General features: G+C 27.1%; 35 protein-coding genes. 1 reads left to right on the top strand and 34 read right to left on the bottom strand.

The window, feature by feature from the left end; genetic code table 11:
- The first annotated feature begins 18 nt into the window (after positions 1-18).
- Positions 19-429 (top strand): hypothetical protein, encoded by a 411-nt coding sequence (locus H0H74_RS01845; RefSeq protein WP_185849014.1) that lies wholly within the window; start codon positions 19-21, stop codon positions 427-429.
- On the opposite strand, the gene nhaD is transcribed toward H0H74_RS01845, so the two are convergent.
- From nhaD to map, 34 genes are all read right to left on the bottom strand, one after another.
- Positions 400-1,668 carry a sodium:proton antiporter NhaD gene (gene nhaD / locus H0H74_RS01850; RefSeq protein WP_185849015.1) on the bottom strand — a complete coding sequence of 423 codons (1,269 nt, stop codon included), beginning with the start codon at positions 1,666-1,668 and terminating at the stop codon, positions 400-402. The genes H0H74_RS01845 and nhaD overlap by 30 nt on opposite strands.
- Positions 1,669-1,708: 40 nt before the next feature.
- Entirely contained in the window at positions 1,709-3,004 is a 1,296-nt protein-coding gene (eno, locus tag H0H74_RS01855; RefSeq protein ID WP_185849016.1) for a phosphopyruvate hydratase, read from the bottom strand.
- Positions 2,991-3,437: a 50S ribosomal protein L17 gene (gene rplQ, locus H0H74_RS01860; RefSeq protein WP_185849017.1), complete on the bottom strand. Its 447-nt coding sequence runs from the start codon at positions 3,435-3,437 to the stop codon at positions 2,991-2,993. The genes eno and rplQ overlap by 14 nt, the downstream gene beginning before the upstream one ends.
- A 19-nt stretch (positions 3,438-3,456) precedes the next feature.
- Positions 3,457-4,455, bottom strand: coding sequence for a DNA-directed RNA polymerase subunit alpha (locus H0H74_RS01865; RefSeq protein ID WP_185849018.1), 999 nt, complete (start codon positions 4,453-4,455; stop codon positions 3,457-3,459).
- 21 nt (positions 4,456-4,476) lie between these two features.
- Positions 4,477-5,088, bottom strand: a complete 612-nt coding sequence (rpsD, locus tag H0H74_RS01870) for a 30S ribosomal protein S4 (RefSeq protein WP_185849019.1) — start codon at positions 5,086-5,088, stop codon at positions 4,477-4,479.
- Positions 5,089-5,129: 41 nt separating this feature from the next.
- Positions 5,130-5,516 carry a 30S ribosomal protein S11 gene (gene rpsK, locus H0H74_RS01875; protein WP_185849020.1) on the bottom strand — a complete coding sequence of 129 codons (387 nt, stop codon included), beginning with the start codon at positions 5,514-5,516 and terminating at the stop codon, positions 5,130-5,132.
- Positions 5,517-5,519: 3 nt separating this feature from the next.
- Positions 5,520-5,900, bottom strand: a complete 381-nt coding sequence (gene rpsM, locus H0H74_RS01880; RefSeq protein WP_185849021.1) for a 30S ribosomal protein S13 — start codon at positions 5,898-5,900, stop codon at positions 5,520-5,522.
- 13 nt (positions 5,901-5,913) lie between these two features.
- Positions 5,914-6,030: a 50S ribosomal protein L36 gene (gene rpmJ, locus H0H74_RS01885; protein WP_014726677.1), complete on the bottom strand. Its 117-nt coding sequence runs from the start codon at positions 6,028-6,030 to the stop codon at positions 5,914-5,916.
- Between the two features lie 36 nt (positions 6,031-6,066).
- Complete coding sequence (gene infA, locus H0H74_RS01890; RefSeq protein ID WP_014726678.1) at positions 6,067-6,282, bottom strand: translation initiation factor IF-1; 216 nt, start codon at positions 6,280-6,282, stop codon at positions 6,067-6,069.
- Between the two features lie 51 nt (positions 6,283-6,333).
- On the bottom strand, positions 6,334-7,716 hold the full coding sequence (secY, locus tag H0H74_RS01895) for a preprotein translocase subunit SecY (protein ID WP_185849022.1): 1,383 nt from the start codon (positions 7,714-7,716) through the stop codon (positions 6,334-6,336).
- Positions 7,713-8,186, bottom strand: a complete 474-nt coding sequence (gene rplO, locus H0H74_RS01900; RefSeq protein ID WP_185849023.1) for a 50S ribosomal protein L15 — start codon at positions 8,184-8,186, stop codon at positions 7,713-7,715. Before rplO ends, secY begins: the two co-directional genes overlap by 4 nt.
- On the bottom strand, positions 8,179-8,688 hold the full coding sequence (gene rpsE / locus H0H74_RS01905) for a 30S ribosomal protein S5 (RefSeq protein ID WP_185849024.1): 510 nt from the start codon (positions 8,686-8,688) through the stop codon (positions 8,179-8,181). The genes rplO and rpsE overlap by 8 nt, the downstream gene beginning before the upstream one ends.
- A 9-nt stretch (positions 8,689-8,697) precedes the next feature.
- The gene (gene rplR / locus H0H74_RS01910) at positions 8,698-9,021 is read right to left on the bottom strand and encodes a 50S ribosomal protein L18 (protein ID WP_185849025.1); all 324 of its coding nucleotides are present in this window, start codon (positions 9,019-9,021) and stop codon (positions 8,698-8,700) included.
- A 12-nt stretch (positions 9,022-9,033) separates the two neighbouring features.
- On the bottom strand, positions 9,034-9,579 hold the full coding sequence (rplF, locus tag H0H74_RS01915; RefSeq protein WP_185849026.1) for a 50S ribosomal protein L6: 546 nt from the start codon (positions 9,577-9,579) through the stop codon (positions 9,034-9,036).
- A 15-nt stretch (positions 9,580-9,594) separates the two neighbouring features.
- On the bottom strand, positions 9,595-9,984 hold the full coding sequence (gene rpsH, locus H0H74_RS01920; protein ID WP_317167889.1) for a 30S ribosomal protein S8: 390 nt from the start codon (positions 9,982-9,984) through the stop codon (positions 9,595-9,597).
- 11 nt (positions 9,985-9,995) lie between these two features.
- Positions 9,996-10,265: a 30S ribosomal protein S14 gene (gene rpsN, locus H0H74_RS01925; protein ID WP_185849028.1), complete on the bottom strand. Its 270-nt coding sequence runs from the start codon at positions 10,263-10,265 to the stop codon at positions 9,996-9,998.
- Positions 10,266-10,271: 6 nt separating this feature from the next.
- On the bottom strand, positions 10,272-10,826 hold the full coding sequence (gene rplE, locus H0H74_RS01930) for a 50S ribosomal protein L5 (protein ID WP_185849507.1): 555 nt from the start codon (positions 10,824-10,826) through the stop codon (positions 10,272-10,274).
- Between the two features lie 8 nt (positions 10,827-10,834).
- Complete coding sequence (rplX, locus tag H0H74_RS01935) at positions 10,835-11,056, bottom strand: 50S ribosomal protein L24 (RefSeq protein ID WP_185849029.1); 222 nt, start codon at positions 11,054-11,056, stop codon at positions 10,835-10,837.
- A gap of 13 nt (positions 11,057-11,069) precedes the next feature.
- Positions 11,070-11,441, bottom strand: coding sequence for a 50S ribosomal protein L14 (gene rplN / locus H0H74_RS01940; protein ID WP_185849030.1), 372 nt, complete (start codon positions 11,439-11,441; stop codon positions 11,070-11,072).
- Complete coding sequence (gene rpsQ / locus H0H74_RS01945; protein WP_185849031.1) at positions 11,441-11,725, bottom strand: 30S ribosomal protein S17; 285 nt, start codon at positions 11,723-11,725, stop codon at positions 11,441-11,443. Before rpsQ ends, rplN begins: the two co-directional genes overlap by 1 nt.
- A complete protein-coding gene (rpmC, locus tag H0H74_RS01950) occupies positions 11,709-11,909 on the bottom strand; it encodes a 50S ribosomal protein L29 (protein ID WP_185849032.1) in 201 nt (66 codons plus the stop codon). The genes rpsQ and rpmC overlap by 17 nt, the downstream gene beginning before the upstream one ends.
- Positions 11,906-12,325, bottom strand: coding sequence for a 50S ribosomal protein L16 (gene rplP, locus H0H74_RS01955; protein ID WP_185849033.1), 420 nt, complete (start codon positions 12,323-12,325; stop codon positions 11,906-11,908). Before rplP ends, rpmC begins: the two co-directional genes overlap by 4 nt.
- A gap of 14 nt (positions 12,326-12,339) precedes the next feature.
- Positions 12,340-13,044, bottom strand: a complete 705-nt coding sequence (rpsC, locus tag H0H74_RS01960; protein WP_185849034.1) for a 30S ribosomal protein S3 — start codon at positions 13,042-13,044, stop codon at positions 12,340-12,342.
- A gap of 6 nt (positions 13,045-13,050) precedes the next feature.
- The gene (gene rplV / locus H0H74_RS01965) at positions 13,051-13,425 is read right to left on the bottom strand and encodes a 50S ribosomal protein L22 (protein ID WP_185849035.1); all 375 of its coding nucleotides are present in this window, start codon (positions 13,423-13,425) and stop codon (positions 13,051-13,053) included.
- Positions 13,426-13,437: 12 nt separating this feature from the next.
- A complete protein-coding gene (gene rpsS / locus H0H74_RS01970; RefSeq protein WP_185849036.1) occupies positions 13,438-13,722 on the bottom strand; it encodes a 30S ribosomal protein S19 in 285 nt (94 codons plus the stop codon).
- Positions 13,723-13,766: 44 nt separating this feature from the next.
- On the bottom strand, positions 13,767-14,591 hold the full coding sequence (gene rplB / locus H0H74_RS01975; RefSeq protein ID WP_185849037.1) for a 50S ribosomal protein L2: 825 nt from the start codon (positions 14,589-14,591) through the stop codon (positions 13,767-13,769).
- A 5-nt stretch (positions 14,592-14,596) separates the two neighbouring features.
- The gene (locus H0H74_RS01980; protein WP_185849038.1) at positions 14,597-14,881 is read right to left on the bottom strand and encodes a 50S ribosomal protein L23; all 285 of its coding nucleotides are present in this window, start codon (positions 14,879-14,881) and stop codon (positions 14,597-14,599) included.
- Positions 14,878-15,510: a 50S ribosomal protein L4 gene (gene rplD / locus H0H74_RS01985; RefSeq protein WP_185849039.1), complete on the bottom strand. Its 633-nt coding sequence runs from the start codon at positions 15,508-15,510 to the stop codon at positions 14,878-14,880. The genes H0H74_RS01980 and rplD overlap by 4 nt, the downstream gene beginning before the upstream one ends.
- On the bottom strand, positions 15,501-16,133 hold the full coding sequence (rplC, locus tag H0H74_RS01990) for a 50S ribosomal protein L3 (RefSeq protein WP_185849040.1): 633 nt from the start codon (positions 16,131-16,133) through the stop codon (positions 15,501-15,503). Before rplC ends, rplD begins: the two co-directional genes overlap by 10 nt.
- 4 nt (positions 16,134-16,137) lie before the next feature.
- Entirely contained in the window at positions 16,138-16,443 is a 306-nt protein-coding gene (gene rpsJ / locus H0H74_RS01995) for a 30S ribosomal protein S10 (protein ID WP_012840772.1), read from the bottom strand.
- Between the two features lie 23 nt (positions 16,444-16,466).
- On the bottom strand, positions 16,467-18,572 hold the full coding sequence (gene fusA, locus H0H74_RS02000) for an elongation factor G (protein ID WP_185849041.1): 2,106 nt from the start codon (positions 18,570-18,572) through the stop codon (positions 16,467-16,469).
- 10 nt (positions 18,573-18,582) lie between these two features.
- Entirely contained in the window at positions 18,583-19,059 is a 477-nt protein-coding gene (rpsG, locus tag H0H74_RS02005) for a 30S ribosomal protein S7 (protein ID WP_185849042.1), read from the bottom strand.
- Between the two features lie 7 nt (positions 19,060-19,066).
- On the bottom strand, positions 19,067-19,444 hold the full coding sequence (rpsL, locus tag H0H74_RS02010) for a 30S ribosomal protein S12 (protein ID WP_185849043.1): 378 nt from the start codon (positions 19,442-19,444) through the stop codon (positions 19,067-19,069).
- Between the two features lie 73 nt (positions 19,445-19,517).
- On the bottom strand, positions 19,518-20,345 hold the full coding sequence (gene map, locus H0H74_RS02015; RefSeq protein ID WP_185849044.1) for a type I methionyl aminopeptidase: 828 nt from the start codon (positions 20,343-20,345) through the stop codon (positions 19,518-19,520).
- Positions 20,346-20,348: the final 3 nt, after the last annotated feature.

The following is a 20,348-nucleotide window of genomic DNA, read 5'->3' on the forward strand; positions in this document are numbered from 1 at the left end:
AAGAGATTTCATTATGTTATGTTTCGTAACATGTTATCTATATCCACAGGAGTTTCAATAGGTATTATAGAAATACTTTTTTCCATTAAACTTGTTAAAAAATGGTTTACAAAAATACAATTTATACCATTAAAAAAATTTAAATATGTTTTAGTTGAAGCTCCTACTGAATTTTTTGTAATTTTAATTTTCTTTTATGCTTTTAGCGCCTTATTAGGAGGAATGATAACTGCTTTTTTTGCAAAAAATGCAAAAAAAGCTTATGCAATATTAACAGGTTTAATTTTATTTATCATTGTATTATTTCATATGTTTTTCTATCCATTTCCATTATGGTTTAAAATAATAATTTTACCTATTTTTTTTCCTTTTTCATACATAGGAGGAAATTTTATAGAATTATTGAAAAGAAAAAAATGGATAAATTAATAAATAAATAAATCCAGATATATATCCTATTAAAGCTATCCAACTAATTTTTTTTAAATACCAAAAAAAATTTATCTTTTCCATACTCATAGCTGCCACACCTGCAGCAGATCCTATAAGAAAAATACTTCCTCCTGTTCCAGAAACATAAGCCATAAAATGCCATAAATCATGATTTACAGGATAAGAAAACATAGCGATAGTAGCAGCGACTAAAGGAACGTTATCTATAATAGAAGAAATTAATCCAAATAAAAAAGTTGTAATTTTCCATGTATAAACAGTTTCATTAATCCAATGAGATAAACTATATAATTTTCCCATAGATTCTAAAGAAGAAACAGAAAGTAAAATTCCCAAAAAAAATAAAATACTAGACATATCTACTTTTTTGAACGTGTCATCTAAAATAGATTTTGATTTATATTTTTTAGATGCTATAAAAAGCATAATTCCTAAAGAAAACATCATACCCATATATGGAGGAATACCTATTATAGTTTTAAAAATTGGAACAAGTAACATTAAAAATAAACCTATTTTTAACATAAAAAAACCTCTATTTATAGAATCTCTTGATAGATTATTTTTTTTTATTTGAATATCTCCATTAAAAATAGGAATATAAGAAGCTATTAAAGTAGAAATTACCATACACAATATAGATGGTATAAATATTTTTTTTATGAGATGAGTTGTAGTTACTTTATTAGAAATCCATAACATAGTTGTTGTTATATCTCCAATAGGAGACCAAACTCCTCCTGCATTAGCAGATATAATAACTAATCCTAAATAATATAAACGATCTTTATAATTAGAAACTGTTTTTTTTAAAAGAGAAATCAAAACCATGGTAGCTGTAAGATTATCTATTATAGCAGATAACAAAAAAGAAACTATACTTATAATCCATAAAAATTTACGTTTTGTACTTGTACAAAACAATTCTTTTAAAGCTTCAAATCCAGAGTGTTTTTCAATGACAGCAATAATAGACATAGCTCCAATAAGAAAAAAAACAATTTCAGATGCTTTTCCTAAATGAAATAATAATAAATGTTTAGGATTTTTTTTCAGAATTAAATGTTGATCTAGTTCATAAACAGGAATATTTAAGTATATAATTAAAGACCAACAAGTAACAGCCATCAAAATAGATGGAATAACTTTATTTAAAGAAAAAAAATTCTCAAGAGTAATTAATAAATATCCAAAGATAAAAATTAAAATCACCATTGATTTTTATATTTTTCTATTTCTATTATTTATTAATTATTTAATTCCATTTTGAATAAAATGAATACTTTCCAAGATTATTTTCAATACGTAATAATTGATTATATTTTGAAATTCTTTCAGAACGACATAAAGAACCTGTTTTTATTTGTCCAATATTAAACGCGACAGAAAGATCCGAAATAAAAGAATCTTCAGTATCTCCAGAACGATGAGAAATTATATTTTTATATTTATTTTCTTTAGCTACATTTATTGTTTCAATTGTTTCTGTTAATGTTCCTACTTGATTGAGTTTAATTAAAATAGAATTTGCTACTTTTTTTTCTATTCCTTTATTCAATCTATTTACTTGTGTAACAAATAGATCATCTCCAACTAGTTGAACTTTATCTCCTATTTCATCAGTTAATAATTTCCATCCTTCCCAATCATCTTGACCCATACCGTCTTCAATAGATATAATTGGATATTTTTTTATTAAGTAAGATAAATAATTAATATGTTCTTCTCTTGATTTTATTGAATTTTTTGTTTTTTTTTCTGATTTTTCGAATTTAGAATAATTATATTGGTCATTTCTATAAAATTCAGATGCAGCACAATCTATAGCTATTGCTATTTGATCATAAGGTTCATAGTTTGCCGTATGTATAGCTTCTAATATATGATCTAGAACATCTTCAATTCCATTATTGAAATTAGGAGAAAAACCTCCTTCATCACCTACATTTGTAGAATAACCTTTTTTATTTAAAATGTTTTTCAATTGATAAAATACTTTATGTCCCATTTGAATTGCTTCTCCAAAAGAGTTTGCTTTCATAGGGACTATCATAAATTCTTGAAAAACTATGGAAGAAGCATTTGAATGTATTCCTCCATTTACAATATTTATTAAAGGGATAGGAAGAAAACAGGGATGAACTCCTCCTATATATCTATAAAGAGGAAGATCTAATTCATTAGATGCTGCTTTTACAGTTGCTAAAGATATTGCTAAAATAGCGTTAGATCCTAATCTTCTTTTATCTTTTGTTCCATCTAATTCTAACATTAGTTTATCAATACAGATTTGATCTAAAACAGATTTTCCAATCAATTCAGGAGCGATAATATCATTGACATTTTTAACGGCTTTTAAAACTCCTTTTCCAAAAAAAACATTTTCTTTATTATCACGTAATTCAAAAGCTTCATTTTTCCCTTTTGATGCTCCAGATGGAACAGAAGCACGTCCTAGTATGTTATTTTCTGTTATTACATCTACTTCTACAGTAGGATTACCCCTAGAATCCAATATTTGTCTAGCTTGAATTCTTTTAATTTTTATCATTATTCATTTTTTTATCTATTTTTTTTCTGCTACGTCTTACAGATTTAACTCTTTTTTTAGAAGTATAAATTTCATTAAAATCCACTAATTCTATAAGAGAAAAAGGAGCTTGATCTCCAAAACGAAATCCAGTCTTTATTATTCTAGTATACCCACCAGGACGTTCACGGACTTTTTCAAAAATGTTTTTATTAAATAATTCTGATACAGCTGTTTTATCTCTCAAATACGAAAAAATATTCCTTTTGGAATGAATTGTTTTAATTTTTGATTTTGTAATAATAGGTTCTATATATTTTCTCAAAGCCTTAGCTTTAGCTAAAGTGGTAAAAATTCTTTTCTTTTTTATAAGAGAAGAAGCCATATTGGAAAGAAGAGATTTACGATGTCCACATTTTCTTCCTAAATGATTATTTTTATTTCTATGATTCATTACAGATTTAATCTTTCTTTTATGATTCCTTCAATTTATATTCTTCTATATTCATTCCGAAATATAATCCTTTTTCCTTCATTTTATTTTCTAATTCATCTAGGGATTTTTTTCCAAAATTTCTCATTTTTAACATAGTATTTCTAGTACAACTCACTAAATCTTCTATAGTAATTATAGAGGCCAATTTTAAGCAATTTTTTGTACGAACAGATAAATCCATGTCACTTAATTTAGATTTTAACAATGTTCGCATTCGAATAAATTCTTCATTATATTTTTTATTTTCATTAATTTCTTCTTGTTTTTTTTCGCCTATTTTTTCATAAGAAAAAATAGAAAAATATTGAATTAATATTTTTGAAGCCTCTATTAAAGCTAATTTTGGACAGATTGATCCATCTGTTTTGATTTCTAATGAAAGATTTTCAAAATCAGTTTTCTGTCCTACACGACAATTTTCTATCGTGTATCTTACATTTTTGATAGGAGTAAAAATAGAATCTATAGGAATTGTTTCAATTGAATCTTCATTATTTTTTTTATTCTCTTCTGCTGGAATATAACCCCTTCCCTCTTCAATCGTAAAACTTATTTCTAAAGGAACTGATTCATCTTTATTACAAATAACTAAATCATCATTTAAAATCTGAAATCCAGAAATGAACTTATTTAAAATTTTTCCTGTTACTTGTTTTCCATGATTGACATAAGCGTTTACTTTTTCTTTACAAGTTCCTGATATGTTTTGTTTAAAACGAATTTTTTTGAAATTTAAAACAATTTCAGTTACATCTTCAATGACGCCTTTTATAGTAGAAAATTCATATTCAACTCCTTTAATTCTAATAGAAGTAACTGCAAATCCTCTAAGAGAACCCAATAAAACTCTTCTTAATGCATTTCCTAATGTAATTCCATATCCAGGTTCTAAAGGTTTTAAATGAAAAATACCTTTATTATCTGAAAACTCAGATATTGCAATTCTATCAGGTTTTACAAAGTCTAGAATAGCCATATAATTAATTTATCTACTATTTTATTTCGAATATAATTCAACAATTAATTGTTCTTTAATATTTTCGGGGATTTGTATTCTTTTTGGCATTATTCTAAATATACCAAACATGTTCTTTTCATCCAAAATTAACCATTCTACTAATGGACCTGTTTTTTTATTATGTATAGAATTTAATATTACAGGATGTTTTTTGGATTTTTCTTTTATTCCTATTTTATCTCCAGGTTTTAACCTAAAAGAAGGAATATTAACTACTTTATCATTAACAACAATATGTCTATGAGAAACAATTTGACGAGCGGAAGATCGAGATGGTGCAAATTTTAATCTAAAAACTATATTATCTAAACGACTTTCACATGCTTGTAATAATAATTCTCCGGTTATTCCTTTTTTTTTTGCCGCTTCAAAAAATAAACTTTCAAATTGTCGTTCCAATATTCCATAAGTATATCTCGCTTTTTGTTTTTCTATTAATTGAATAAAATATTCTGAACGTTTTCCTCTACGACGATTATTTCCATGTTGACTAGATGGGGATTTTTTTCTTTCAAAATATTTATCTTCACCATAAATACATTCTCCAAATCTTCTAGAAATTTTAGTTTTAGGTCCTGTATATTTTGCCATAATTTTTTGATCTTGATTTGAAAAATTTGATTTGAAGAAAATTAAACTCTTCTCCTTTTAGGAGGTCGACAACCATTGTGGGGAAGGGGAGTTATATCCTTAATCATTGTAACCATAATTCCAGTGTTACTTAACGCTCGTATAGCCGCATCTCTTCCAGCTCCAGGTCCTTTAACCTTTACTTCCACTTTTTTTAGTCCAGCATTTAAACCTTCTTTTGCTACATTTTCTGCTACCATTTGAGCAGCATATGGAGTATTTTTTTTAGATCCCTTAAAATTCATTTTTCCAGCAGAAGACCAGGCAATTACATCTCCTTTTTTATTTGTTAAAGTTATAATAATATTATTAAAAGTAGCTTGAATATGAGCCTCCCCGACAGAATCAACTACTACTGATCTTTTTTTCCCCAATGATGATTTTCCCATATTTTATTTGGTAACTTTTTTCTTATTTGCTACAGTTTTTTTTCTTCCTTTTCTAGTTCTACAATTATTTTTTGTTTTTTGCCCTCTTAATGGAAGTCCTTTCCTATGCCTAGTTCCTACATAACAACCTATATCCATCAATCGTTTAATATTAAATTGTTTTTCAGACCTTAGTTCTCCTTCAATCTTTACATATTCGGATATATACTTTCTGATTTTACTGATATCATCATCAGACCAATTTTCCACTTTTTTATTTTCATCTATTCCAATAGAGTTAAGTATTTTTTTTGACAAACTTTTTCCTATTCCATACAAATAAGTAAGACCAATAACACCTCTTTTAAATCTAGGAAGATCCACTCCTGAAATTCTTACAGACATAAAAAAAATTTACTTAACCTTGTTTTTGTTTAAATCTAGGATTTTTTTTATTAATAATACGAAGACGTTTTTTTCTACTAACAATTTTACAATTATCAGTTCTTTTTTTCAAAGATGCTCTTACTTTCATAATATAATTTTATTTTAAATTAAATATAATAATCTATTAATATCTATAAGTTATTCTTCCTCTCTCTAAATCATAAGAAGACATTTCTAATCTAACTTTATCTCCTGGCAATATTTTTATATAATGCATCCTCATCTTACCTGAGATATGAGCTTTAACAATACATCCATTTTCCAATTCTACACGAAACATTGCATTTGGAGATGACTCAATAATAGTACCATCAACTTCAATATGCTTTTGTTTAGCCATATGCAATAAAATAATAAACAATCATGTATTATAATATACACAAAAAAATTATTATCTAGTATATCTATTACTACGATAGTTCACCATCATTAATTCATCATAATGATAGTTCAACAGATATATGTTAACTTGTTGTGAAATATCTAAAATTACTCCTACTACGATTAGTAATGAAGTTCCTCCATAAAATAATGCAAAACTCTGAGTAAATCCCATACGGAAAACTATAGATGGAAGTATTGCTATGATTGCCAATAAAACGGCTCCAGGTAATGTTATTGTTGACAAAATATGATCTATGTATTCTGCAGTTTCTTTTCCAGGTTTAATTCTGGGAATATGTCCTCCATTTCTTTTCAAGTCGTCAGCCATTTGATTTACTGGAATAGCAATAGCTGTATAAAAGAAAGTAAAAACTATAACTAGTATAAAAATAGTTAAATTATACCATAAACCATAAATGTCTTGAAAAAGATGAAAAAAGTTTTTAATTTCGATATTTTTTACATAATCAGAAAAAGTTAATGGAAACAGCATAATAGCTTGAGAAAATATAATCGGCATAACACCAGCTGATGTCATTTTTAGTGGAATATATTGATGTTTCTTATGAATTAATTGAGAATCTAATTCTAAAGATTTATAATGAGAAACATATTGTACTGGAATTTTTCTAATCGCTTGAATGATTATAATAGAAAATAAAATAACTAATAACCATAACAAAAATTCAAGAAATAAGACTATTAATCCTCCATTTCCAGTTTCTAATTTACTAAAAATTTCTTTACTTATGGCATTTGGAAAGCGCGCTATTATTCCAGACATAATAATTAAGGAAATTCCATTTCCTATTCCTTTATCTGTTATTTTATCTCCTAACCACATAGTAAATAAAGTTCCAGAAGTTAAAATCATTATTCCTACAATCCAAAACATACTTTTTCCATAAAAAGTATTTAAGTCAATTAAATAAGCGTCCTTAGATGAATAAAAAGGAATAAATTGTTGAGTTAAAGAAATAAGATATACAGGAGCTTGTATTAAGCATATTCCTACCGTTAACCATCTAGTAATAAAACTAATTTGTTTTCTCCCACTTTCTCCATCTCTTTGTATTCTTTGTAAGTAAGGAATAATTATACACATTAATTGTATTATAATAGACGCAGATATGTAAGGCATAATACCTAAAGCTAAAATTGAAGCGCGATTAAAAGCTCCTCCTGTAAAAGAGGATAAAATCTGCATTAATCCTTTAGAACCTGAATTAAATTTTTCTATAAAATCACTAATCCCCAAAGGATTAATTCCTGGAAGAGGAACATAAGCACCAAAACGATATACTAATAATAAACTTAAAGTTATTATGATTTTTCTTCGTAATTCTTTTACATTCCAAATATTATAAAAAGTTGTTATAAAATTATTCATATAAACATAACTTTTCCTCCTATTTTTTTTATAGAATGTAAAGCTTTTTTGCTAAATTTGTGTGCATATATTTCTAATGGAGTATGAAGTTCTCCTCTCCCTAAAATTTTTACGATACTGTTTTTCTTAACTAAATTTTTTTTCAATAAAAATTCTTTATTTACAATATTATTATTATTTTCTTTTTTTTGATCAATGCAGTTTTGAATCGTGTCTAAATTAATTCCAACAATTTTTTTTCTGCAAGTTTTACCTTTAAATCCAAATTTAGGAATTCTTCTTTGAAGAGGCATTTGTCCTCCTTCAAATCCTTTTTTTTTAGAAAAACCAGATCTAGATTTTGCGCCTTTATGTCCTCTTCCACAAGTTCTTCCCTTACCAGAACCTTGTCCTCTTCCTAATCTTAATCTACCTTTTTTAGATCCATTATTTGGATGTAAAGAATTAATATTTAAGCAAGTTTTATCCATTATACACTTTTTTTGTAGTAATTCCTCTCTGTTTTGCTATAACATGAACATCTCTTATATTACTTAATGCTTTAATAGTAGCCTTTATAACATTGTGATGATTAGATGATCCCTTAGATTTAGATAAAACATTTCTCAATCCTACAGCTTCCAAAACAGCTCTTAAAGGTCCACCAGCAATGATTCCTGTTCCATCAGAAGCTGGTTTAATAAGAACACGTGCTCCCCCATATTTAGCTTCTTGCTCATGAGGAATAGTCCCATTAGAAATACATACTTTATAAAGACTTCTTTTTGCCTGTTCTCCAGCTTTATGAATGGCATCAGGAGCTTCTTTAGATTTTCCGAAACCATAACCGACTATTCCGTTTTCATTTCCTTTAATAACAATAGCGCTAAAACTAAAATATCTTCTTCCTTTAGTAACCTTACACACTCTTGTAACTCCAACTAGTTTTTCTTTCAATTCTAATCCTGTATATTTTATTTTCTTTTCAGACATATTTTTTTTTTAAAATTCTAACCCTGTCTCTCTAATTCCATCAGCTAGAGATTTTACCCGACCATGATACAAATATTTTCCTTTATCAAATACTAGTTTCTTTATTTTCAATTTTTTTGCTCTGTTTCCTAATAATTTACCTACCTCATTAGCTAATTCCGTTTTATTTTTTTTATTTTTTATAAAATCCTTTTCTACTGAAGAAGAAGAAACTAAAGTCTTTCCAGATAAATCATCTATTATTTGTGCATATATTTCTTTATTACTTCTAAAAACAGAAATTCTAGGTCTGAATGGATATCCAAAAATTTTTTTCGATTTTTTATTTTTCATTTTAAAATCATTCTAAGCAGATTTACCTGTTTTTCTTCGAACTTCTTCTCCAAAATATCTGATCCCTTTTCCTTTATAAGGTTCTGGTACTCTAAAAGATCTAATTTTTGCGGCTATTATACCTAATAATTGTTTATCATATGATTTTAGAATAATGATGGTATTTTTACTTTTTTCAGATTGAATCTCTATATTAATTTCTTTAGGAAGTTGTATCATAATATTATGAGAAAATCCCAAATTTAAATCTAAAATTTCTCCATTATAAGAAGCCCTGTATCCAACTCCTACTAACTCCAATTTTTTTTGAAATCCTTTTGTAACTCCTATAATCATATTTCTGATTAATATATTATATAAACCATGTAAAGATTTAGATTTTTTATTTTCTTGATTTCTCAAAATCAATAATTGATTATTATTTAATTTTAATTGGATTTCTTTTGAAATTTTTTGACTTAAGCTCCCTAAATATCCTTTAACTAATATTTTTTCATCAGTAATTTCTATATTTACATCATTAGGAATGAAAATAGGTTTTTTTCCAATTCTAGACATTTTTTAATTATTTAATCAATACACATAACATAATATTTCTCCTCCTATTTTTTTCTTTTTCGCTTGTTTATCTGTGATAATTCCACTGGAGGTAGAAATTATAGCAATCCCTAACCCATTTAACACTCTAGGGATATTTTTATATTTACAATATTTTCTTAATCCTGGTTTACTGATTCTAATAATTTTTTGAATAACAGAAGTTTTTTCTTTATAATATTTTAAAGCTATTTTTATTATTTTTTTATTGTCTTCTGTTTTATAACCTAAAATATATCCATTTTCTAATAAAACACGAACGATTTCTTTTTTTATTTTAGAAGATGATACCTCAATAATTTTATGTTTTGCTAAACTAGCATTTCTAATTCTAGTTATAAAATCAGCGATTACATCCATATATATACATTATTTTATTACCAACTTGCTTTTTTTACCCCAGGAATAAGTCCTTGAGAAACTAAATTTCTAAAAACAATACGAGATACTCCAAACTGACGCATATATCCTCTACACCTTCCAGTAATAGAACATCTATTTCTTAAACGAACAGGAGAAGCATTTTTAGGCAATTTTTGCAATAATTCATAATTTCCAGCTTTTTTTAAAGCTTTTCTTTTATTCGCATATTTCAAAACCATTTTTTCTCTTTTTCTTTGTCTTGCTTTAACAGATTCTTTAGCCATTTTTATTTATTTATTTTTTTTAAAAGGTATTCCAAATAAAGATAAAAGACTTTGAGCTTCCTCATTTTTTTTTGCAGAAGTAACAAACGTTATATTCATTCCCATATTTTTTTTGATTTTATCAATATTTATTTCAGGATAAATCAACTGCTCTACAATCCCCATATTATAATTTCCATGATTATCAAAACTACTTTTTTTGACTCCATTAAAATCTCTTACTCTAGGTAGAGAAACTACAATAAGTCTTTCCAAAAATTCGTACATCTTTACTCTTCTTAAAGTAACTTTAACTCCTATAGGCATTCCTTTTCTAAGCTTAAATCCAGATTCGTCATGTTTAGAATAACAAAAAATAGCTTTTTGTCCTGTAATATTTGTTATTTCATTCATAGAATGATCTATTATTTTTTTATCTAAAACGGAAGAACCAACCCCCTGATGAACTACTATTTTTTTTAATTTAGGAACTTCCATAATAGAATTATATCCAAATTTTTTTATTAAACTAGGAACTATTTTTTCTTGATAAAACTTTTGTAAGTTTGATTTATAAATCATTTTCATTTCTATTTAATTTTTTTTAAATTAGATAGATGTATGGGGGCTTCTTTTTTTATAATTCCTCCTTTAGGTCTTTTTGGAGTAGGTTTTGTATGTCTTTTTATCATATTTATACCACGTACAATAGCTTTATTTTTTTTATAAAAAACTTTTACGATCATTCCTTCAATTCCCTTGTAATTTCCTGATAAAATTAATACTTTATCTTCTTTTTTTATTTTTTTCATAAAAAAAATTTTTTTACAAAACTTCCTGTGCTAAAGAAATAATTTTCATATATTCTTTTTCCCTAAGTTCTCTTGCTACTGGACCAAAAACTCTTGTTCCCATTATCTCTCCAGAAGCATTAATTAATACACAAGCGTTATCATCAAAACTTATATAAGATCCATCTTTTCTTCTAGTTCTATTTTTTGTTCTAATTATCACAGCTTTACAAACTTGACCCTTTTTAACTGTACTACCCTTAGAAGTTGCTACTTTTATAGTAACTACTATTGTATCACCTAATAAAGCGTATCTTTTTTTAGATCCACCTAAAACTCTGATAATTAAAACTTCTTTAGCTCCTGTATTATCCGATACTTTACATCTAGATTCTTGTTGCAACATTACATATCAGATTTTTCCAAAATAGAGACTAATCTCCAACATTTTCTTTTACTCATAGGACGCATTTCCATAATTTTTACTTTATCTCCATTTTTAGATATATTTTTTTCATCATGAACCATATACTTTTTGTTTTTTGTTATACTTTTTCCATAATATTTATGCTTCATTTTTTTCATTTCATATACAATAATAGTTTTATCCATTTTGTCACTAACAACTACTCCTTCCCTTTGCTTTCTAGAATTCCGGATGTTTTTATCAGATTCACATTTTTTTTTCATTTATTCTTTTATTGTATTCAGTTTTTAATTTAGCAATCTTTCTTCTAAGAAATTTAATTTTTATAGGATTTTTGATCATCTTAATATGATGATTAAATTTTAAATTTTGAAAATTTCTTTGATCCTTATCAATTTGATTCATCAAATCACGAACTGACAAATTTTTCACGTTTAAACTATTCATGATTTTACTTCATTAGAAAAAATGAATTTCATTTTTATAGGAAGTTTTTGAGCAGCTAATCTTAACGCCTCTTTAGCTACATCCATTTCCACACCATTTATTTCAAATAAAATTCTACCAGGTTTAACTACAGATACCCAAAATTCAACAGGACCTTTTCCTTTTCCCATACGTACTTCTTGTGGTTTTTTCGTAGCAGGTTTATCAGGAAAAATATTTATCCATAATTGTCCTTCTCTTTTCATGTATCTTGTAGCAGCAACTCTAGCAGCTTCTAGTTGTCTAGAAGTTATCCAAGCCCCTTCTAAAGCTTTAATTCCATATAATCCTCTAGAAAGAAATATTCCTTTTTTAGCATTTCCACGAATTCTTCCTTTTTGTTTTTTTTTATATTTTGTTTTTTTTGGTTGTAACATATGATAAAAACAATTTATTTGTTTTTTTTTCTGTTAAAATGATAGGATTTATGTCCTCTTTGTTTTTTTTGAATCCCCAATAATGGAGATAATTCTCTTTTCCCATATATTTCTCCTTTCATTATCCATACTTTAATTCCTATACTTCCATAAACAGTATGAGCAACCGACATATGATAATCTACATCAGCACGAAAAGTTCCAAGAGAGATTCTTCCTTCTTTATAAGTTTCACATCTTGCCATTTCTGATCCATTAAGTCTTCCAGAAATCTGAACTCTTATACCTTGAGCATTCATTCTTATAGCAGAAAGAATAGACAATTTAATAGCTTTTTTATAAGAAATACGATTTTCTAATTGTCTAACTAAACCTTTAGCAACCAATGGAGCATCTAATTCAGGACGTTTGACTTCAGAAATATTGATTTGAACTTCTTTTTTAGTAAGTTTTTTCAATTCTTTTCTTACTGTATCTACTTCATCTCCTCTTTTCCCTATAACAAGTGCTGGTCTTGATGTTCTTATAGTAATTGTTATAAATTTTAAAGTTCTCTCTATAATAATGCGAGAAACAATTCCTTTTGGAAATCTAGCTTCTATATATCTTCTTACTTTAAAATCTTCTTGTATTCTATCTCTATAATTATTACACCAACTGGATTGCCATCCGGTTATAATTCCTAGGCGATTCACAATTGGATTTGTTTTTTGTCCCATAAAAAACTATGTTTCTTTTTTTTTATCTAATAAAACTACGATATTACTCGATCTTTTTCTTATCCTATGTCCTCTTCCTTGAGGAACAGGCCTTAACCTTTTCAAGGTTTTTCCTTGATCTACTTTAATTTCTTTTATGTATAAAAATCCTTTGTTTTCAGAATCATAAGATTGATTATTTTTTTTTTCCCAATTAGATAATAAAGAAAGAAGTAGCTTTTTGAAAATAAAAGAAACTTTTCTTTTTCTACTATGACTTAATAAGTCTATAGCTGTTTGTATTTCCTTATTTCGAATTAAATCTGCTATCAATCTCATTTTTCTCGGAGAATTTCTTACTCCATTCAAAGAAGCTGAAACTACATTAGTTTCTTGTTTCATGTTCCCCTAATTTTATTTTTTTATTTTTAATTTGCTCTTAGATCCAGCATGTCCTCTAAAAGTACGAGTAGGAGCAAACTCTCCAAGTTTATGACCAATCATATTTTCCGTAATATATACATTAATAAATTGTTTTCCATTATGAACAGCAAAAGTTTGTCCTACAAAATCAGGTAAAATAGTAGAAGGTCTAGACCAAGTTTTAATTATGCTTTTTTTATCTAATTTGATATTTTTTAATACTTTTTTGTGTAATTTTAGAGAAACATATGGTCCTTTTTTTAAAGATCTTGCCATAATTATTTTATATAAAATTTTTATTTTTTTCTTCTATAAAATTTTTATTTTTTTCTTCTTTGCAAAATATATTTATCAGAACTTTGTTTTTTAGAACGAGTTCTAAATCCCTTAGAAGGTTTTCCTTTTCTATTTCTAGGAATTCCTCCGGAAGCTTTTCCTTCTCCTCCTCCCATTGGATGATCTATAGGATTCATGGCAACACCACGTGTTCTAGGTCTTCGTCCTAAATGCCTATTTTTTCCTGCTTTACCATATATTTCTAATTGGTGATCAGGATTAGAAACAATTCCAATTGTGGCCATACAAGTAATCATTATCATTCTGATTTCTCCAGAAGGAAGTTTAATTGTAGCATATTTTTCATCTTTTGCAAACAGTTGTGCAAAAGATCCTGCACTTCTAGCTATTTTAGCTCCTTGTCCTGGTTTAAGTTCTATACAGGATATATTAGTCCCCAAAGGAATATTACTTAAAAAAGTAGAATTTCCTATATTGAAAGGAATGTTTTTACCAGAAATTACTTTTTGTCCTATTTTGAATCCTTCTATTGTAGGAATGTATCTTTTTTCTCCATCTTCATAATGAAGTAAAGAAATAAAAGAAGACCGATTAGGATCATATTCTATGGACTTTATAACGGCAGGAATCCCAAATTTTCTTCTTTTGAAATCTATTATTCTATATTTTCTTTTATGTCCACCTCCAAAATAACGCATGGTCATACGACCTGTATTATTTCTACCTCCAGATTTATTTTTTCCTTTTATTAAGGATTTTTCAGGATTAGAACTAGTAAGTTGATCAAAACAATTTACAATTCTAAAACGTTGACCAGGTGTTATAGGTTTTAATTTTTTTATTGACATAAAATTTATTTTCGATTTAGAAAATCAATTTTTTGATTTTCATGAAATTGAACAATAGCTTTTTTTATTTTATTAGTTTTTCCACAAAGAAATCCTTTTTTAGTATATTTGGATTTGTTTTTTCTAGGATAAATCATAGTTCTAATATTTTTTATAGAAAATCCAAATAGTTTTTTTATTTCTTTTTCAATTTGAATTTTATTACAATTTATATTTACAGAAAAAGTGTAACAACTATATTTTTCTCCTTTATAAGATTTTTCCGTAATAAAAGGTTTTATTAAAATCATATTATGGACAAAAATTTATATATTTTATTTATAGAATTTTCAGAAAGAATAATATATGGAAAATTTATCAGCGAAAAACAATCTAATTCATTTGCACTTAATAATTTAAAATTCTTCAAATTCCTAGAAGATAAATACAAATTTTTATTTGTTTTTCCAATTATCATTAATGACTTTTTATTTATTAATTTCAAGGATTTTAATAAATTTAAAATAAATTTAGTTTTTGGGGCATTTAATTGAAAATCTTCTATGATCATAATTTTATGATGCACTAATTTCTGCTCTAGAATAAACTTTCTAACCATATTTTTAGTACGTTTATTTAATTTTGTCAAATATTTTCTTGGTTTAGGCCCAAAAGTTCTGCCTCCTCCTCTAAAAATAGGATTTTTTATGTTTCCTTTTCTAGATCCTCCAGTTCCTTTTTGTCTATGTAATTTTCTGGTACTTCCAGAAATTTCTCCTCTTTCCTTAGATTTATGTGTACCCTGACGTTGAGCTAATAAATATCTTTTAACCTCTAAATATGTAGAGTGATGATAAGATTTTTTTAAAAAAATCTTATCATTAAATTCTATTTTTTTATTCGTGTAATTTCCTTTAATATCTAAAATTTTTAATTCCATTCTTTTTTTTGAATCATTAAATATGAATTTTTGTTACCTGGAACTGAACCTTTTAATATTAAAAAATTCTGATCAGAATCTATTTTCAATATTTTTAAATTTTTAACGGTTACATTTTTTTTACCCATTTTTCCAGCCATTTTTTTTCCTTTAAAAACACGTGAAGGATCAGATCCAGCTCCTATTGATCCTGGAGCTCTTAAACGATTATGTTGTCCATGAGTTCTTTCTCCTACTCCTGAAAAATTGTGTCTTTTAATTACACCTTGAAATCCTTTACCTTTAGAAATTCCTTTTACATGAACAAATTCTCCTTCTTTAAAAAAATTAATATTGATCGAATTTCCTAGAATGAAATTGGATATTTTGTTCACTCTAAATTCTAATAATTTTTTTTTTGGAGATAATCCTGCTTTTTTAAAATGATTGAATAAAGATTTATTAGTTTTTTTGATTTTCTTGTCATCTACACCCAATTGAATAGAAGAATAACCATCATTTTCTATTGTTTTTATTTGAGTGATATAACAAGGCCCCACCTGAATAATAGTACATGGAACATTTTCTCCATTTTTTAGAAAAATACTAGTCATCCCTATATTGATTCCGATTAGTCCAGACATATTTTCATACTTTTATTTCTGCTTCCACTCCACTAGGTAATTCTAATTTCATCAGTGCATCTACTGTTTTAGACGAAGCGTTATGAATTTGTAAAAGTCTTTTATGAGTAGGAAGAAAAAATTGTTCTCTAGATTTTTTATTTACGTGAGGAGAACGTAAAACCGTAAATATTTTTTTTTCAGTAGGCAAAGGAACTGGTCCATTCAATACTACTCCTGTTGGAAGGACTGAATTTACAATTCTTTCGGCCGATTTATCTAATAAATTATAATCATAAGATTTTAATTTAATTTTTATATCATGACCCATAGTATATCAATTTTTTTCTACTATTATTTTTTATTTATGTTTTTATTTTCTACAATTATATTGTCTATTACATTTTCAGGTACTGTATTATAATGAGAAAATTCCATAACAGAAGTTCCCCTTCCAGAAGAAAGTGTTCGCAATATGGTAACATATCCAAACATTTCTGATAATGGAACTAGAGCTTGAATTACTTTTATATTATTTCTGCTATTCATATTTTGCACAATTCCTCTTCTACGATTTAAATCTCCTATTATATCTCCCATATTTTCTTCCGGAATTAAAACTTCCAGTTTCATAATTGGTTCTAATAAAACAGGATTAGCTTTTTTAGCTGCTTTTCTAAAACCTAATTTTCCTGCTAATTCAAAAGATAATTGATCAGAATCAACAGAATGATAAGAACCATCTAAAACAGTAACCTTTGCACTATCTATTTCATATCCAGATAAAGGACCACTTTTCATCATTTCTCTAAATCCTTTTTCTATAGAAGGAATATATTCTTTTGGTATATTTCCTCCTTTTATTTTATTAATAAAAACTAAACCGGATTTACCTATATTTCCAGGTTCTAATCTAAATAATATATCAGCGTATTTTCCTCTCCCTCCTGTTTGTTTTTTATAAATTTCTCTATGCTCTACTAAACTGGTTAAAGCTTCTTTATATTCCACTTGAGGTTTTCCTTGATTTACCTCAACTTTAAATTCTCGTTTCATTCTATCTACAATTATTTCTAAATGAAGTTCACCCATTCCGGAAATAATAGTTTGACCTGTATAATCATCTGTCCTTACCTGAAAAGTAGGATCTTCTTCCATTAATTTTGATAAAGCAAAACTCATTTTGTCTATATCTGATTTGTATTTAGGTTCAATAGCTAAACCTATTACTGGTTCAGGAAATAATATTTTCTCCAATAAAATTGGATATTTTTCATCACACAAAGTATCACCTGTTTTAATGTCTTTAAAACCTACCACAGCTGCTATATCTCCAGCTCCAATTTTATCTACCGGATTTTGTTTATTTGCATGCATTTGATATATTCTAGAAATACGTTCTTTATTTCCGGATCTAGCATTAAAACTATAAGAACCTGATTTTATCTTTCCAGAATAAACTCTGAAAAAAGCTAAACGTCCCACGAAAGGATCACTTGAAATTTTAAAAGCTAAAGCAGAAAAAGGTTCGCCTTCACTAGGTTTTCTTTTTTCTTTTTTTTGATTAATAGGATTAATTCCTACTATATCCTTAACTTCAAGAGGAGAAGGTAAATATCTACATATAGCATCCAATATAGCTTGAACTCCTTTATTCTTAAAAGAAGATCCACATAAAATAGGAATTATTTTCATTTCAATTGTATTTTTCCGTAAAGAAAAAATAATATCCTCTTGTGATATAGAAGAATAATTTCCATATAAAAATTTTTCCATTATTACATCATCATGTTCAGATAATGTTTCAATCAATCTATTTTGATAATCATTGGCTATATTTCTCATATCATTTGGAATAGGAATTTTTTGATATGTCATTCCATAATTTTTTTCATCCCATATTATAGCCTGATTAGCTATCAAATCAACAACTCCTTTAAAATTATCTCCAATGCCAATAGGTATTTGTAAAGGAACTGAATTTGCTCCTAAAATTTTTTGTATTTGAGAACAAACATTAAAAAAATCGGAACCTTGACGATCCATTTTATTTACAAAAGCTATTCTAGGAATTCCATATTTATCTGCTTGTCTCCAAACAGTTTCAGATTGAGGCTCAACTCCATCTACTGCACTAAATAAAACTACCATCCCATCCAAAACTCTCATAGATCTTTCTACTTCTACGGTAAAATCTACATGTCCTGGAGTATCTATAATATTAATTTGATACTTTTTACTATTACACGTCCATTCACAACATGTAGCCGCAGAAGTTATAGTTATTCCACGTTCTTGTTCTTGTTGCATCCAATCCATAGTAGCAGCCCCATCATGAACTTCTCCTATTTTATGATTAATTCCCGTGTAAAATAAAATTCTTTCTGTTGTAGTAGTTTTTCCTGCATCAATATGTGCTGCAATTCCTATATTTCTTGTATATTTTAAATCTTTTGTCATAAAAAAACAACTAAAATCTGAAATGAGAAAAGGCTTTATTTGCTTCTGCCATTTTGTGAATATTCTCTTTTCTTTTCACAGCTTCACCTTGTTCTTGAAAAGCATCCCATATTTCATACGCCAATTTGTTAGCCATTGTTTTCTCATTTCTAATAGAAGCACAAGAAATTAACAATTTCATTGCTTTTGTTATTCTACTGTTAGAAGAAATAGGAACAGGAACTTGAATGTTAGATCCTCCCATACGACGACTTCTGACTTCCACATGAGGCATTACATTTTTTAATCCTTCTTTCCATATTTCCAACGCAGATTTTTCTTCTTTTTCCTTAATAACATCTATTTTTTTCATAGCATTATAAAATATACTATAAGCTATATTTTTCTTTCCACTTTTCATTAAATGATTAACAAAACGAGAGACCAAAGAATCATGGAATTTAGGATCAGGAAAATATACTTTTTCTTTTTTTTTAACTTTTCTCATTAATAATTTAATCTTTTTTCACTATTTTAGCTCCATACTTACTTCTACTTTTTTTTCTTCCATTAACTCCAGCTGTATCTCTAGCTCCCCGTACTATTTTATATTTTACACCGGGTAAATCCTTAACTCTACCCCCCTTAACCAAAACAATTGAATGTTCCTGTAAATTATGTCCTTCTCCTGTAATATAAGTAATTACTTCTCTACCATTTGTAAACCGAACGCGAGCTACTTTTCGCATAGCAGAATTGGGTTTTTTTGGTGTAGTAGTATAAACTCTAGTACATACTCCTCTTTTTTGAGGACAAAATTCTAAAGCTACAGATTTCCGTTTTTTAGAAACAGAAGTCCGTCCTTTTCTAATTAACTGCTGTATAGTAGGCATATCCTATATTTAAAAATGCAAATTATGCTATTTAATAATAAATTACAAAACTTATAAAAAAATAAAATTAATACTAAAGATTATCAATATGAATTTTTTGATTCTGAAATAGATCTTCTTCTAATGATTTAATATTAAGTTCTTTGTAAATATAACGAAAAGTTGAAAGTAAACAAGGCAATCCATCCACAATGGCTACATTATGTTCATAATGAGATGAAATTTTATTATCCAGTGTAGTTACCGTCCATCCATCTTTTTGAAAAACGATTTCAGAAGAGCCAATATTTACCATTGGTTCTATAGAAAGAACTAACCCTTCCTTTAATTTTAAACCTTTTCCTCTTTTTCCAAAATTTGGAATTTTAGGATCTTCGTGCATATTTTTTCCAATTCCATGACCCACAAAATCTTTTACTACATTAAAACCATTTTTTTCAATAAAAGATTGTATTGAGTAACCTATATCTCCAATACTATTTCCATATTTGCAATTAGATATTCCAATGTAAAGAGATTTTTTAGAACAATCCAAAAATTCTTTTGTCTTACGAGAGACTTTTCCAACTTCGAAAGTGTAAGCATGTTCTCCATAAAATCCATTCATATAAACTCCACAATCTATAGATAATATATCTCCTTCACATAAGGGCCTTTGATCAGGAATTCCATGTACAACTTGATGATTTGGAGAAACACACAAAGTATTTGGAAAATTATATAATCCTAAAAAAGCAGGTTTACCACCATGATCACAAATAAAATTTTGTGCAAGTTTATCCAAATAAAGAGTATTAATCCCTGGTTTTACTTCTTTAGCTAACATTCCTAATGTTTTGGAGGCTAAAAAAGCACTTTTTTTGATTAAAATTATTTCTTCAATAGTTTTCAACTGTATCAAAAT

The sequence above is a fragment of the Blattabacterium cuenoti genome (genome assembly GCF_014251315.1).
Classification (GTDB): domain Bacteria; phylum Bacteroidota; class Bacteroidia; order Flavobacteriales; family Blattabacteriaceae; genus Blattabacterium; species Blattabacterium cuenoti_AJ.